Below are 14,183 nucleotides of genomic sequence, written 5' to 3' on the forward strand. Positions count from 1 at the left end.
GCGGCATTCTGGGCCCACGGCACAAGCATGCCCTACACCCCCAACGCCACCACCGTCGGCGACCCCGTGAACCGCATCACCCCCGCATCCAGCACTGCCGCCACGACGCCCAGCATCACGCCCATGCCCATGCCGTAGCCGGGGCAGGCGTGGGGTGGGGCGCCTTGTGGGTCGGCGCGGTCGCCGCCGAAGGCGACGTGGTGGCGCAGCGGGTCTTGCTGAGTGGCGGAGCCCAGGCCGACGATGACGGTGTCTGACGTGGTCACGTCCACCTCGCCCAGGCGGTGGTTGCTGAGCACGCGGCGCCAGATCTGGAAGGGCGTGGGGCGCAGGTTGAGCGTTGCCACCAGCGCCGGGCGCAGGCGGGCCACGGCCTCGGTGTAGCGCTGGGCGTCGGTGACCGATTCAGGCACCTCGTGCCAGACGGGCTGGAGGTCCCAGAGCTTGCGCGTCTGCACCCAGCCGGCCAGCACGGTCAGCAGGTTGCCATGCGTGGTGGGCGGGAAGCCGAGCATCACGCCGGCCAGCGTGCGGGCCGCGAGGTCGGCGGGGGCGCCCGGCACGCGCTCGGCGGCTTCGACGATCTGCCGGGTCAGGTCGGGCCAGTCGCCGCGCGGCGTGGCCTGCAGCCAGGCGGTCGTGGCCTGCAGGAAGCTTTGGCCGGCCATGCGGCCCTGGGCGCTGACGACGTCGCTCGGATGCGGGCCGAACACATGCCGCGACACCTGGAACAGCGCGCGCGGGCAGCGCGGCGGCTCGGGCTGCGTCGGCGGATGCAGCTCCGTGCCCCACACCAGGCGGCCGTCGGGCAGGCCGAACCACTGGCGGCACAGGGCCGCGAGCACGTTCTCGCTGAGGCGCTCCAGGTCCAGCGGCGTGTCGGCCGGGATGCCGTGGGGCTTCTGGCCGTCGGGGAAGGCGGCCAGCAGGCCGAGGGCCTCGGCCTTGAGCTGCTTCATGCCGCCGCTGGCGATGGCGTAGGCCCGCGTGAAGGCTTCGGCTTCGCTGATAGCCTCCAACGCGCGGTTGACCTCGGGCGCCTGTTCCTTGTGGCCGTTGTCGTCGTCCATACCGAGGAAGCCCTCGCCGATGGAGTCGCGCATGCGGTCGCCATAGCCCTTGTTGGAGTAGCGCAATTCGCGGTTGCGCAGCACGTCGCAGACGCGCTCCGGCGCGCCTACCAGCACGCCATAGGCCGTGCGAGCCACGCCGCCGGGCTGGGCGCGCACCCAGGCCCAGGCGGCGTCGCGGGTGTTGGTGTCTTCCAGCCAGCGCTGGCAGGCGGCGAAGTCCTGCAGGTCGGGCGTGCGCAGCGGGGCGGGTGTCGCCGGCGGCAGGGGCAGCGGCAGCTCAGCCAGCCCGGGCAGGGCCTTCAGCGCGGCGATCGACGGCACGAAGAAGTAGGCGCCCCACTGCAGCGTGACGAAGGGTTCGTCGCCGAGTTCGATCTCATACGGCTTGCCAGCATGCTCGAAGGGGTAGAGCCGCTTGCCCTGGCTCGGGTCCACCACGCCCAGCAGCGGGTCGCTCTGCGCGGAGTAGCCGCCGCTGGCGTTGGCGCCGGCCATCCAGCGCTGCACCACCTCGAACTGCTCGGCCAGGTGGGCGTTGTAGGCCATGAAGACCAGGCCGCGGTCTTCCTTGTCGTTGGGGTTGAGGCGGTCCGGCGGCGGGCCGTAGCTCATGCCGCGTCGCAGGATGCGCGGCATGCGCTTCGTGAGTGCGGAGTCTTCGGCCTGGTCACGCGGGTTGGCGCGGCGGATGTGCGCGTGGAAGGGGCACATCGAGCCACGCTTGTCGCGCTCGTAGTTGAAGTCGTTGCCGTCGGTGCTTTCGTCGGCCAGGGCCTTGCCGTCCAGGCGGCGGCCCATGAGCTTGGCCATCAGCAGGTCGGCCGGCAGCTGGGTGCGCTTGGCTTCGCGCTGGATGCGGTCATGCAGCCGGCCGGTGTACTGGCGCAGCTTGCGCACGACGAGGAAGCTGCCGCAGTCCAGCAGCGCATCGGCCTGCTCGGGCACGGGCCAGCCCTTGTCGCGCAGGGTCGGGAAGCCCTGCACGATCTCACCCTCGGGCACCTGGTCGTCCCAGTATTTGTGCTCCACCTTGTCGAGCGTGGGCTGGCTGATGCCGTCCTTGAAGCCGAAGTTCTCCTTGTCGCCGCCGTTGCTGCGCATGGGCTCGATGGCCATCAGCGCCAGGCCCGTGCCCTCGGTGAGGGCCTTGGCGGCGGCGTCGATGCGGGCGCGGTCATCGTCGGTGACGGCCTCGCCGCCGGCCGGGTTGTGAAAGCGCACCTGCACCAGCAGATGCGCGCCTGCGGGGTCGAAGCGGTCACGGCGGTTGACGTGCGGCGCCAGCGCCCAGTGCGTCGGGTGGTTGTGGCGCACATCGCCCAGCAGGCCGGCGCGGGCGGCCATGCCTTCCTTGAAGGCCTGCGGAAACCGCGCCAGCCGCGCCTCGGGGATGCCGAGCGCCTTCAGGCCGGCCAGCGTCAGGGCCAGCTGGCGCCACACGCCACCCGGGCCGGCCTTGCCGCCTTCGGCCTCGACCGGGGCGGTGGCCAGCCAGGCCAGCGCGCGCGCCGGCTGCTCGATGCGCATCAGCAGCAGCGCGCCGCGGTTGGTGGGCAGCTTGGTGAGCATGCCGGCCTGCAGCTGGTGGCGGTCGAGCTTCAGCCGGGCGGCGGGGGTGTCGACCGGCGGGAGCGTGCTCTCGAACCAGGCCAGCATCTCGTGGTGGCGCAGCCGCAGGCGCTCGCCCGGCGTGAGCTGCTCCGCCGGCTTGCCCGGCGCGGGGAAGGGGAACTGGGCGCGGGTGTCGAGCTGGGTGAGCTCGAACAGCACGTCCTGCGTGGCCCGCAGCAGGCAGCCGCCGTCGGGCGCGCCGGGGCGGAAGAAGCGCTGCAGCGTGAACAGCCCGGCCAGCGGCACCAGGCCGCGGGCCGCCATGGCAAAGCGCTCGGCGGGCTGGTCAGGGCCCGGCAGTGGCCGCACCTGGCCGGAGGACGGCGCGCGCAGGCGGTCGGCCTTGAGTTCGTCGGCCTGGCCGCGCTGGCTGGCTTCCAGCAGGGCGAGGTACTCCGCGTCGGCCACGGTGCGGCCGGATTCAATGAACAGGAAGTCTGCCGAGATCTCGTGCTCGCGCACCCAGCGCGAGTAGGTCTCGAAGCTGCAGCGGTTGGAGAGCTGGTAGCCCTCGGTGTGGCAGAGCATCAGGTCCAGCGTGGACCCGAGCTGGTCCCAGATGACCCGCATGTACGGCTCCCAGCCACCGTCGAAGTTGACGCACAGCAGCAGCCGGTCGGGCGCGCCGTTCTTGCCGTCCACCACGGCCCAGCGGAAGGAATGCACGATGCGCCAGCGGGCGACGATGTCGGTGTAGGGCGAGGCCGGCGCGCTGCTCTCGCGCGAACCCAGGCGCAGGCCGTTGAGCGTGCGCAGCACCTTGCGCAGGCGGTCGACATGGGTCACCACCTCCAGCGCATCCACGAAGCCGGGCTTGATGTCGGCGAGCAGCACCAGGTCCGTGATGCCGCCGAGTTGAACGTCGTTGCCGCGCGCCATGCTTTGCCCTCCCCAGAAAAGGGGAGGAGTATCCCGGCGCCGCGTGACGGTGGCGTCAGGGACGGCCCTCAAGATTGACGACGGTCCCGCTGATCGCGGCCAGCCGCAATTCATCCGGCAAAACCGGCAACCTATCGCAAACCCTTAGATCCGGACGCTCCTCTTCCAGACACTGGCGACACAGACAAAGAGAGGAAAGCACCATGAACCGCATCAGCACCACCACCGCCCGTACCGCCCGCCTGCAAGCCGTCAGCGCCGCCGCCCTGGTGGCGATGATCGCCCTGACCGGCGCCGCCTGGATGACGATCACCGTCCCGGCCGAGGCGCCCGAGGTCGTGAAGCTGGAGCGTGTCGTGGTCAGCGGTGTGCGCACGCCGGACCCGACCGTGGCCCAGTTGCCCCGCGTCGTCATCGAAGGCCGCCGCAACCAGGCCGGCGACGGCACGCAGGTGGCCAGCGCCTGCGTCGCGCCGCAGGTCTGCTAACGCCCCAGCACGCGAAGGATCTCGCGGCCATAGGCCTCGAGCTTCTTCGCCCCCACACCGCTGATCTCGCCGAGTTCGGTGAGATCGCCCGGCACCACGCGGGCCATCTCGGCCAGCGTGGTGTTCTGGAAGATCACATAGGCCGGCAGGCCATGCTCCTTGGCCACCTCGGAGCGCCAGGCCTTGAGGGCCTCGAAGCGCTCCAGGCCCTCGGCGTCCAGGCCGAGCGCCGGATCGGCCTTGGGCCGCGCGCCCCCGCGGGATGATTTGCCGCGCGGCTTTTTCTCTTCGGCCTCGCGCAGCCGCACCTCCACCTCGCCCTTGAGCACCGCCCGCGCGCTGTCCTGCAGCGCCAGCGTGCTGAACTCGCCTTCGGCCGCCACGTGGCCCAGCGCGATCAGCTGGCGCAGCACCGCACGCCACTGCTGCTCCGACAGGTCGGCCCCGACGCCCCAGGTGGACAGGCTGTCGTGGCCGTACTGCTTGGTCTTGTCGGTCACCTTGCCGCGCAGCACGTCGATCAGGTGGCCGGCGCCGAAGCGCTCGCCACGCTGGTGGAAGCGGTAGATGCAGGACAGCAGCTTGCGCGCGGCCTCGGTGGCGTCCCAGGTGGCCGGCGGGTTCAGGCAGTTGTCGCAATTTCCGCAGGGCTGGCTGGCCTCGCCGAAGTAGGCCAGCAGGCGCACCCGGCGGCAGTCGGTCGCCTCGGCCAGGGCCAGCAAGGCGTCGAGCTTGCCGCGCTGGCCCTGCTTAAAGGTCTCGCCCGCAGGGCTTTCGTCGATCATGCGGCGCTGGTTGACCACGTCGGCCAGGCCGTAGGTCATCCAGGCCTCGGCGGGGGCGCCGTCGCGGCCGGCGCGGCCGGTCTCCTGGTAGTAGGCCTCGATGTTCTTGGGCAGGTCCAGGTGGGCGACGAAGCGCACGTCGGGCTTGTCGATGCCCATGCCGAAGGCGATGGTGGCCACCATGATGAGGCCGTCCTCGCGCAGGAAGCGGTCCTGGTGGTGGCGGCGCACGTCGGCGTCCAGGCCGGCGTGATAAGGCAGGGCGTTCAGGCCCTCGGCCTGCAGGAACTCGGCCGTCTCCTCGACCTTCTTGCGGCTCTGGCAGTAGACGACGCCGGCCTCCCCTTCATGGTCGTCGCGGATGAAGCGCAGCAGCTGCTCGCGCGGCGAGCCGTTCTTCTCGACGATGAGGTAGCGGATGTTGGGCCGGTCGAAGCTGCTGATGAAGACGCGCGCGTCCTGCAGCTGCAGCCGCTCGATGATGTCGGCCCGCGTGAGGTCGTCGGCCGTGGCGGTGAGCGCGATGCGCGGCACGTCGGGGAAGCGCTCGTGCAGCAGGCTCAGCTGCAGGTACTCCGAGCGGAAGTCATGCCCCCACTGGCTGACGCAGTGCGCCTCGTCGATGGCGAACATGCTCAGCAGCCCGCGCTCGTGCAGGCTGGCGAGCTGGGCCAGGAAGCGCGGCGTGGTCAGCCGCTCGGGCGCGGCGTACAGCAGCGTGAGCCGCCCGCTCATCATCTCGCGCTCGATGCGGGTGGCTTCCTCGCCGGTCTGGCTCGAATTGAGGAAGGCCGCATGCACGCCGGCTTCCTCCAGCGCGCCGACCTGGTCGTGCATCAGCGCGATCAGCGGGCTCACCACCACCGCGACGCCCTGGCCGCGCGTGTGGCGCAGGATGGCAGGCACCTGGTAGCACAGGCTCTTGCCGCCGCCCGTGGGCATGAGCACCAGCGCGTCGCCACCGGCAGCGACCTGCTCGACGATGTCGGCCTGCTGGCCGCGGAAGGCGGTGTAGCCGAAGACTGCTGACAGGACCTGGTGCGCTGCGGATTGCAGGTCGTCGGTAGGGCTTGGAAGATGCACGGGCGGATTCATTCAACCGCCATTGTCCCAGGAGCCTCACGGAGCCCTCATGCCTTCCCCCACCGAACTGCGCCAGCGCCTGATCCGCAACTTCCACGACGCCCCGCGCGAGCCTTTCGTGCGCGCACCGCGCTACGACACCGAGGGCGCGTCACTCACCCAAGGCACCGCCGCCCAGCAGCTCGGCGCCCGCATCGACGTGGTGGCGCCGGGCCACCAGAGCTGCCCCTACCACTACCACTTCGCCGAAGAAGAGATGTTCATCGTGCTTCAGGGCGAGGGCACGCTGCGCGTGGCGGGCGAACTCGTGCCGGTGAGGGCGGGCGACGTCATCACCATCCCGGCCGGGCCCGAATACCCGCACCACCTGCTGAACACCTCCGACGCGCCGCTGCACTACCTGTCGGTCAGCACGAACAAGACGCCGGAGATCTGCGTCTACCCGGATTCGGGCAAGGTCGGCTGCTACGGCCCGGGCCTGCGCATGCTCGTGCCGCAGGACGCGGGTGTGGACTACTGGGTGGGCGAGCCCTGAACGCTCAGTAATGCGGCGGCAGCTCGTCACGGAGGCTGCGAAAGCCGCCCGGCTCAGCCGCCGCCGTGGCCTGGTTGCGCAGCTCGACCAGCTCCTTCACGAGCCGGTCGATCTGCGCCTGCTGTCGCACGACGACCTGGTTGAGCTGCTCTACCGTGTCTTCGGCGAAGCTGGCCTTGATCTCCAGGTCGGTGATGCGCTGTTCGAGGGCTTGCAGGGTGTCCATGGCCGCTATGGTGCCTGCTTCCGGGCTTGTCGGCAGCCTCAGGCGGCCACCGCCTCCCAGCGCCCCCGCACATAACGCTCGAAACCGCCGCCCTCGGCAAAGCGCCACAGGTGCAGCCAGTCGTGCTGCAGCAGCTGGGCGACCACCGCATGCGCCGCGATCACCCGCTCGATGGCCTCGGCGGGCGCGTCGATGACGGTGGTGAGCCGCAGCGGCTCGTGGCGCCAATGCTCGCCGTCATGCAGGGACTGGCGGGCCAGGCCGATGCGAAGGTCGCCGCCATTGCCCTCGAACACGCCGATGCGCCCGCCCACCACGTTGTGCAGCAGCTTGTTGCCGCTGCCCAGACGCTGCGGATCGCAGGTGGAGGCGTGGTATTGCCAGTTGATCCAGTGCGTGACCAGCATCGGCGCGGTCATCAGCAGCTCCAGCACACTGCCGTCGGCGTCGTTGGCGGCGTCGTAGTCGTGCAGGAAGACGCGGCCGTCGAGCACCGCGCCCTGGCTGCGCGCGCGCGGCGCGATCAGGAAGGCGGCATTGCCGGTCAGGCCCCACTCGGGGCGGGTCTGGGCGCCGTCATTGGCGCGGCGGCGCAGCTGGTCGAGCAGGCTCGCATGCGGTGTGCGCGGGTCCAGGCCCAACGTGGGCGCGCGTTCGCGGCGCACCTGGTCGCCGGCTTGCGCCCAGGCGGTGGCCAGGCGCGCCCAGCGGGCCTGGCCCCAGGCGGGCAGCAGGTCGAGGTCGAAGGCCTCGATCTCGTCGGTGGTGGTGTTGTGCAGGGCCGCGACGAAAGCCACGTCACCCGGCAGCGCCAGGCCGCGGGCGCGCAGGCCGGCCTGCACCTCGGCTTCGTTCAGCAGCCGCGCCAGCGCGCGGGCATTCACCTCGCCGGTCTGGCCGCAGCAGGCGCCGCAGTCCAGCGCGGCGGCCTGCGCGTTGTTGGCGCTCTGGCTGCCGTGGCCCACCAGCACCACCAGCGGCGCCAGGCCCCGGTCCACGCCCATGGCGTGCAGCACGCGGGCGGCCAGGTCGACCTTGGCGTTGGTGTCCAGGCCGGCGAGCACCGGCCGGCAGACCGGGCGGTAGCGGGGCGACAGGCCTTCGCCATCGAGCGAGCGACGCGCCGCGGCCGAAGGACGCAGCCACTGGCCCAGGCGGCCGAGGTAGCCGGCTCCCACCGCCTCGACCGACGAGAAGGCCGCGTTCGGCCAGCGGCTGCCGGCGCCCCAGCGCTCGGTGCGGGCGAACTGCGCCAGCCGCTGCTGGCGGGCTGGCGCCTGCAGCCGTGCGCCGGCGGCGCCGAAGTCGGCCACGGTGGGGGCGATCTGCTCGGTCACCTCCAGCGCCGGAGCCAGCAGCCCGGGCAGCTGCGGCCGGCGCGCCTCGGTGGCCAGCGGCGTGTAGGCCACCGGCAGGCCGAAGAAGCCGGCGAAGCCCACCGTCTGCACACCCGGCCACGCGGCCTCCAGCGCGCGGCGCAGCGGCTCGCTGCGCACGTCGATGCAGAAGGCGGCCTGCACTTCCACGGGGGCCGCCGGGTCGGCCGGCAGCGGCGCCACGGCCTGCAGGCGCCGCGCCAGGTCGCGCTGGTAGCCGACCTCGTAGGCGGTCTGCCAGAGCTCATCCACCTGCAGGGCCGCCTCGGCCTGCTGCAGGCGCTCGGCAGCGCACTCCCACTCGACCTGCAGGGCCGCGAAGGCGCGCTGGGCGGCCTGGTCGTCGCGGCACTCCAGCAGCAACGCGCCCCAGGCCAGGCGAATGGCCAGCAGGTCACGCAGATGGGCGTCGCCGCGGCCCTGCTGGCGCGCCTCCCAGCCGAGGTAGGCACACCACGACGCCCAGCCGTTGACGGTGAGCAGCACCGCCTCCAGGTAGTCGGCCCAGGCCTCGGCCGGCAGGCCCAGGCGGCGCAGCACCCAGCGCTCCGCGTCTTCCCGGGTGGCGGGCAGGGCGGCCAGGCCGCGCCCCAGGTCAGGCAGGCCCATCAGCACGCCGACGCCATGGTCGTGCGCCACGGTGTCGCGCCAGAAGGCGTAGAGGCTGCCGGCACGCTCGGGCTGCCAGTCGGCCTGGTGGTGGTCGAAGTAGGCGGCGCAGACCTGGCTCACCTGGTGCGTGACGGCCTGGCGCCACGACAGCCGCGCGCGGCCTTCGGGGTCGTCGTCGAGCACGTCGATCAGCAGCGGCAGGCTCGGCACGGCCAGGGGCTGGTGCAGCGCCGCGATGACCTCGGGGGCGCCGAGCCCGCTCGACTGGCGCGTCAGCGCCTCCTGCAGGTCCGCCGGCTGGATGCGGCCGCCGGCCCAGGCCTGCTGCAGGTGCTGGCGCGACGGGAACACCGCGATGCCACCCAGCACCGCCATGCGCGCCGCCACTTCGCGCACCGGGCGGCCGATGCGCTCCCAGTGCGGATTGACGGCGATGGCGCGGTCCAGCGGCCAGGCGGGCGCGATGGCGCGGCAGGCCTGGGCACAGGCGCCTTCGACGCGGGCGTTGAAGTCGGCCTGGGTCTCCAGCACAGGGCCGTGGGAACGCGGCGTGGTGGCCTGCGCGGCGCGGGTGTGGGTCAGCGTGTGCATGGGCATCTCCTTGGTTCAGGTCATTGCGCGGCGGCGGGGGTCCAGCGCGCTGGCCACAGGCGCAGGGCGGCCCGGGTCACGAACTCGTCGACGTAGAAGCCCGCGTAGCTCCAGCGGCGCCAGCCCGAGAGCAGGTCGGGGCGCGTCTGCATCAACGTGAGGCTGAGGTAGAGCAGGGCCATGCCGGCGAGCGCGACCCAGCCGGCGGCGGCCAGCGGGGCATCGCTCACGCCAAAGGGCAGCGCATGGCCCACGCAGGCCGCCAGCACCAGGCCGGCCACCATGGCCGCCCCGGTCAGCGCGCCGCGCCAAGCCGGCGGGGCATCGGGATGGCGCTGTGCCGGCTGCCACAGCAGCGGCGCCCAGGCCAGGGCCAGCAGCGCCGTCCACCAGCCGGGCCAGCCGGCGCCGGGCAGCACCAGCGCCACGGCGCTCAGCACCGCCCACAGCACCGCGCCCACGACCAGCGGCGCCACGACGACGCTGGCCAGCGACGGCGCCACGCTGCCGCGCATCAGGCGCAGCCGGGTGTCTTCCACCGCGCCGGAGGCCGCCAGGAAGGCATGGGCCTTGTAGAGCGAATGGCCCAGCAGGTGCAGCAGCGCCAGGGTGTACAGGCCCAGGCCGCACTCCATCACCATGAAACCCATCTGCGCCACGGTCGACCAGGCCAGCCGCACCTTGATGCTGATGCGCGTGAGCATCACCAGCCCGGCCAGCACGGCCGTCAGCAGGCCGGCCACCACCAGCAGCCAGCGGGCCACCGGCGCGGCTTCCAGCAGCGGCGCGAAACGGATGAGCACGAAGCCGCCCAGGTTGATGACGCCCGCATGCAGCAGGGCCGACACCGGCGTGGGCGCCTCCATCACCTGGATGAGCCAGCCATGCACCGGCAGCAGCGCGGTGCGCAGCACCACGGCCAGCGCCAGGCAGACGGCGCTCAGCTGCAGCGGCCAGGCGGCCGGGCCGGTCGCCAGCGTCTGCCACAGGGCGGACAACGAACCCGAGCCCACCTGATGCCAGGCCAGGGCCGCGGCGGCCACCAGCAGCAGGTCAGCCAGCCGGTCGGCGACGCGCTTCTTGTGCGCGGCCAGCAGGGCGAAGGGGCGATCGGTATAGAAGCACAGCAGATGCTGCAGGGCCAGGCCCACGGCCGCCCAGGCGGCGATCAGCACCAGCCAGTGGTCGGCCAGCAGCAGCAGGTGCACCGCGGCCAGCACGCCGCCCAGGGCGGCCACGTAGCGCGGCTGGCCGGGCTCGCCCTCCAGATAGCGCGAGGAGAAGGCCGCGATGGTGGTGCCCAGCAGCTGCACCAGCACCGCGATCCAGGCGCCGGCCAGCGTCACACCCAGGCCGGCCGGCATGGCGGCCGCAACCGCCCCGGGGGCCACGAACTGCGCCCCCAGGCTGGCCAGGGCGCCGGCCAGCGCCAGCCAGGCCAGCGCCCGGAAGCGCCGCCAGGCCGGCGCTGCCAGCCCGCTGCGGCGATGCGGCACCGCCGCCAGCATCAAGGCGGCGGGCAACAGGCTGCAGGCCAGGGTCAACAGGGCGGGCGGATTCATCGGCGCACTCCAATTCGCAATGGGCGGCATGGTGCGCAAGTCCGAGCGTTCCGTAAAATTCAATGTTCGGAACGAATCGATCTATTAAACAGAATGCTTCAGATCGAACAGCTCAATTTCCACCACCTCTTCTACTTTTGGCGGGTGGCCAAGACGGGGCACCTGACGCAGGCGGCCACCGAGCTCCATGTGTCGCAATCGGCGCTGTCCAGCCAGATCCGCCAGCTGGAGGAGCGCATCGGCGAGCCGCTGTTCGAGCGCAGCGGGCGGCGCCTGCTGCTGACCGACACCGGGCAGCTGGTGCTGTCGTATGCCGAGAACATCTTCGGGCTGGGGCGGGAGATGCTCGGCCGGCTGCAGGGCCGCGGCGAGGGCCTGACGCGGGTGCGCGTGGGCAGCGTGGCCACGCTGTCGCGCAACTACCTGGAGAACTGGATCCGGCCGCTGCTGGCCGACCCGAACGTGACGCTGTCGCTGGAGTCGGGCCTGTTGGACGACCTGCTGCGCCGGCTGTTCGAGCACCAGCTGGACGTGGTGCTGGCCAACGAGGCCGCGCCCGCCCGACCCGACCGGCCGCTGCACTGCCGCTTCCTGGGCAGCCAGGCGATCTCGCTGGTGGGCCCGGCCGCCACCTGGCGCGGCCGCAGCCTGCGCCTGCCGGAAGACCTCGAAGGCCGGGAGCTCGCCCTGCCCGGCCCGCGCCATGCGCTGCGCGGCGAGTTCGACGCCCTCTGTGTGGCCGCGGGCGTCACGCCACGCCTGCGCGCCGAGGTCGACGACATGGCCATGCTGCGCCTGGTGGCCCGCGACAGCGGCTGGCTGACCGTGCTGCCCGAGGTGGTGGTGCAGGACGAACTGCGCACCGGCGTGCTGGTGCGGGTGGGCCGCTCCACGCAGCTTCGCGAGAACTTCTACGCCATCACCACGCTGCACCGGCACCGGCTGGAGCGACTGGAGCAGCTGCTGGCCCACACGCCGCTGGCGGTGGACGACGACACGCTCACGGCTGCAACTGGAACTCCACCCGCGCCCAGCGCCCTAGGCCGTCCATGACGGTCAGGCGGTGGGCGCCGGGGCGGCTCACCTGAAGCACCTGGGCGGCCGAGGCCACGTCGCTCGCGGCCATCCACTGGCCGTCGAGCAGCCAGGTCGTGCCCTGCTGCGCGCCGATGGCCTGCAGCCGCAGGGTGACCTCGCGCTGGCCCGGCGTAGGCCGCAGCACGGTGCCGGGCTCCAGGCCCACCACGCGCAGGCGGTGGGCCACCGGCTCGCGCGGGGCGCAGTCGGCACGCCAGGGCAGGCGCTCCAGCGGGTGGCGCTGTTCGGCGTCCAGAAACGGCCCGAGCAAGGCGGGCCAGCGCACCGCCTCGAAGCGCTCAGCGTCCGCCGCACAGCCCGGCTGCACCCGCTGGCCGGCCAGCACCCACACGGGCTCCACCAGCGGGCCGGAGCGCAGGCGGTCGGGCAGGGTGGGCGGCACCGCGCCGTCCAGCGTCCAGGCGGTGCGGTGCTGCAGGCACAGCCCGGGCTCGGTGGCCGATTCGGCCAGCCCCTGCGGCCAGCAGATGGGCACGGCCGCGACGCTGGCGGGCTGGCGGCGCGGGCCGAGCTGCTGGCGTGAGTCGCCGGGGCCGAGCGCGGCGGCCAGGTCGCGCAGCAGCGGCGCGGCGGAGTTGGCGCCGAAATGGCCGGGGTTGGGCGTGCCGTCGGGCCGGCCGATCCACACGCCGAAGGTGTAGCGGTCGGTCACGCCCAGCGCCCAGGCGTCGCGAAAGCCGAAGCTCGTGCCCGTCTTCCAGGCCACGCGCTGGCCGCTCTCGCGAAACGGGTTGCCGGGCCGGCCGCCGTTCTCCAGGATCTCGCGCACGATGAAAGCGGCGCCTTCGCTCATCAGCCGCGTCTCCTGCAATGCGGCGCCCGGCGTGAGGTGGGGGCGCGCCGCCACGCCACCGCGCGCCAGCGCCGTGTAGGCGCCCACCAGCTCCTCCAGCGTGGTGCTGCCGCCGCCGAGGATGAGGCTCAGGTTGGGCGCCGCGTTGGCGGGCATGCGCAACTTCACGCCCGCATTGCGCAGCCGGCCGGCGAAGCGCTCGGGGCCGATGCGGTCGAGCAGGTCCACCGCCGGCACGTTGAGCGAGCGCTGCAGCGCCTCGCTCACGCTAACCGGGCCGGAGAAGTCCGCCTGGAAGTTGCCGGGCGCATAGCCGCCGAAGTTCTGCGGCGCGTCGATCAGCAGGCTCTCGGAATGGATGAGGCCGTCATCCAGCGCCATCGCGTACAGAAACGGCTTGAGCGTGGAGCCCGGCGAGCGGCGGGCGCGCACCATGTCGACATGCGCGCCGCGGCGGGCATCGGTGAAGTCGGCCGACCCCACATAACCACGCACTTCCAGTGTGCGGTTGTCCACCACCAACGCCGCCATGGAGACGGCATCGGGCAGGCTGTTCAAGCGGTCGGTCAGCAGCTGCTCCAGACGCGCCTGCAGGCCGGCGTCGAGCGTGCTCTGGATGACCGCCGGCGTGTGGCCCTGGCGGCGGGCCTCCTGGCGCAGGCGCTCGGCCGCCAGCGGCGCCAGCCAGCGGGCGCGCAGCGGCGGGGCGAAGACGCGCTCCAGCTTGGCGTCGGCGACGTCGGCGGCCGTCCACACACCCAGGGTCCGCATTCGCGTGAGCACCTTGTCGCGCGCGGCCTGGGCCGAGGCCACCGCGCGGTCGGGCCGCAGCCGCGTGGGGGACTGCGGCAGCGCCACCAGCAGCGCGGCCTCGGCCTTGGAGAGGTCACCGGCCGACTTGCCCAGGTAGGCGCGGCTGGCCGTCTCCACACCCTCCAGCGGCCCGCCCATGGGCGCCAGGTTGAGGTAGAGCGTCAGGATCTCGTGCTTGCTGCAATGCAGCTCCAGTTGCAGCGCCCGGGCGATCTGGCGCAGCTTGGCCGGCACGCTGCGGCCGGCGGCTTTGTCGTCGACGAGGCGGGCCACCTGCATGGTCAGGGTGGACCCGCCCGACACGATGCGCCCGTGCCGCGCCCACTGCCATGCGGCCCGCACCAGGGCCACAGGGTTGACACCGGGGTGCCAGTCAAACCAGCGGTCTTCGTAATGCAGAAGCGCCTGCAGGTAGTAGGGCGAAACGGCTTCGGGCGTGGTCGGGTGGCGCTGCGCGCCGTCGTCCCCGGGCCAGGCGCGCAGCGGCGTGCCGTCGGCAGCCAGCACGGTCAGCGTGGGCGAGTCGCTCGCGGGGGTGGGCAGCGGGAAAGCGAAGTCGAGCGCGAGGACGAGCAGCAGGATGGCGGCGAGCGTGAGCTCGAAGCGGCGCAGGCGGCTCACGCGCGACCCTCTCGCAGTGCGCGGCTGCGGCATGCAT

9 protein-coding genes are annotated in these 14,183 nt (G+C 72.5%); 3 read left to right on the forward strand and 6 right to left on the reverse strand.

The window, feature by feature from the left end:
- Positions 1-32: 32 nt before the first annotated feature.
- Positions 33-3,563 (reverse strand): Dyp-type peroxidase domain-containing protein, encoded by a 3,531-nt coding sequence (locus tag CDO81_RS16855; protein ID WP_088484380.1) that lies wholly within the window; start codon positions 3,561-3,563, stop codon positions 33-35.
- A gap of 203 nt (positions 3,564-3,766) precedes the next feature.
- Here CDO81_RS16855 and CDO81_RS16860 point away from each other — a divergent pair, with 203 nt between their 5' ends.
- Positions 3,767-4,051 carry a hypothetical protein gene (locus tag CDO81_RS16860; protein WP_088484381.1) on the forward strand — a complete coding sequence of 95 codons (285 nt, stop codon included), beginning with the start codon at positions 3,767-3,769 and terminating at the stop codon, positions 4,049-4,051.
- Here CDO81_RS16860 and recQ read toward each other — a convergent pair.
- On the reverse strand, positions 4,048-5,931 hold the full coding sequence (gene recQ, locus CDO81_RS16865) for a DNA helicase RecQ (RefSeq protein WP_088484382.1): 1,884 nt from the start codon (positions 5,929-5,931) through the stop codon (positions 4,048-4,050). The genes CDO81_RS16860 and recQ overlap by 4 nt on opposite strands.
- A gap of 37 nt (positions 5,932-5,968) precedes the next feature.
- On the opposite strand from recQ, the gene CDO81_RS16870 reads away from it, so the two are divergent.
- A complete protein-coding gene (locus CDO81_RS16870) occupies positions 5,969-6,454 on the forward strand; it encodes a cupin domain-containing protein (RefSeq protein WP_088484383.1) in 486 nt (161 codons plus the stop codon).
- Between the two features lie 4 nt (positions 6,455-6,458).
- Here the strand turns inward: CDO81_RS16870 and CDO81_RS16875 are convergent, their stop codons facing one another.
- Genes CDO81_RS16875 through CDO81_RS16885 form a run of 3 tightly spaced genes read right to left on the reverse strand, consistent with a single transcriptional unit; the run spans position 6,459 to position 10,821 of the window.
- Complete coding sequence (locus tag CDO81_RS16875) at positions 6,459-6,680, reverse strand: SlyX family protein (RefSeq protein WP_088484384.1); 222 nt, start codon at positions 6,678-6,680, stop codon at positions 6,459-6,461.
- A 38-nt stretch (positions 6,681-6,718) separates the two neighbouring features.
- Positions 6,719-9,265: a YbcC family protein gene (locus CDO81_RS16880; protein WP_420893095.1), complete on the reverse strand. Its 2,547-nt coding sequence runs from the start codon at positions 9,263-9,265 to the stop codon at positions 6,719-6,721.
- Positions 9,266-9,279: 14 nt separating this feature from the next.
- Positions 9,280-10,821, reverse strand: coding sequence for an NADH-quinone oxidoreductase subunit L (locus CDO81_RS16885; RefSeq protein WP_088484385.1), 1,542 nt, complete (start codon positions 10,819-10,821; stop codon positions 9,280-9,282).
- 93 nt (positions 10,822-10,914) lie between these two features.
- On the opposite strand from CDO81_RS16885, the gene CDO81_RS16890 reads away from it, so the two are divergent.
- Positions 10,915-11,874, forward strand: a complete 960-nt coding sequence (locus CDO81_RS16890; RefSeq protein ID WP_088484386.1) for a LysR family transcriptional regulator — start codon at positions 10,915-10,917, stop codon at positions 11,872-11,874.
- Here CDO81_RS16890 and pbpC read toward each other — a convergent pair.
- Positions 11,822-14,179: a penicillin-binding protein 1C gene (gene pbpC / locus CDO81_RS16895; RefSeq protein WP_088484387.1), complete on the reverse strand. Its 2,358-nt coding sequence runs from the start codon at positions 14,177-14,179 to the stop codon at positions 11,822-11,824. The genes CDO81_RS16890 and pbpC overlap by 53 nt on opposite strands.
- Between the last annotated feature and the right edge of the window lie 4 nt (positions 14,180-14,183).

The organism is Roseateles puraquae (assembly GCF_002205845.1).
GTDB classification, from domain to species: Bacteria; Pseudomonadota; Gammaproteobacteria; order Burkholderiales; family Burkholderiaceae_C; genus Pelomonas; species Pelomonas puraquae.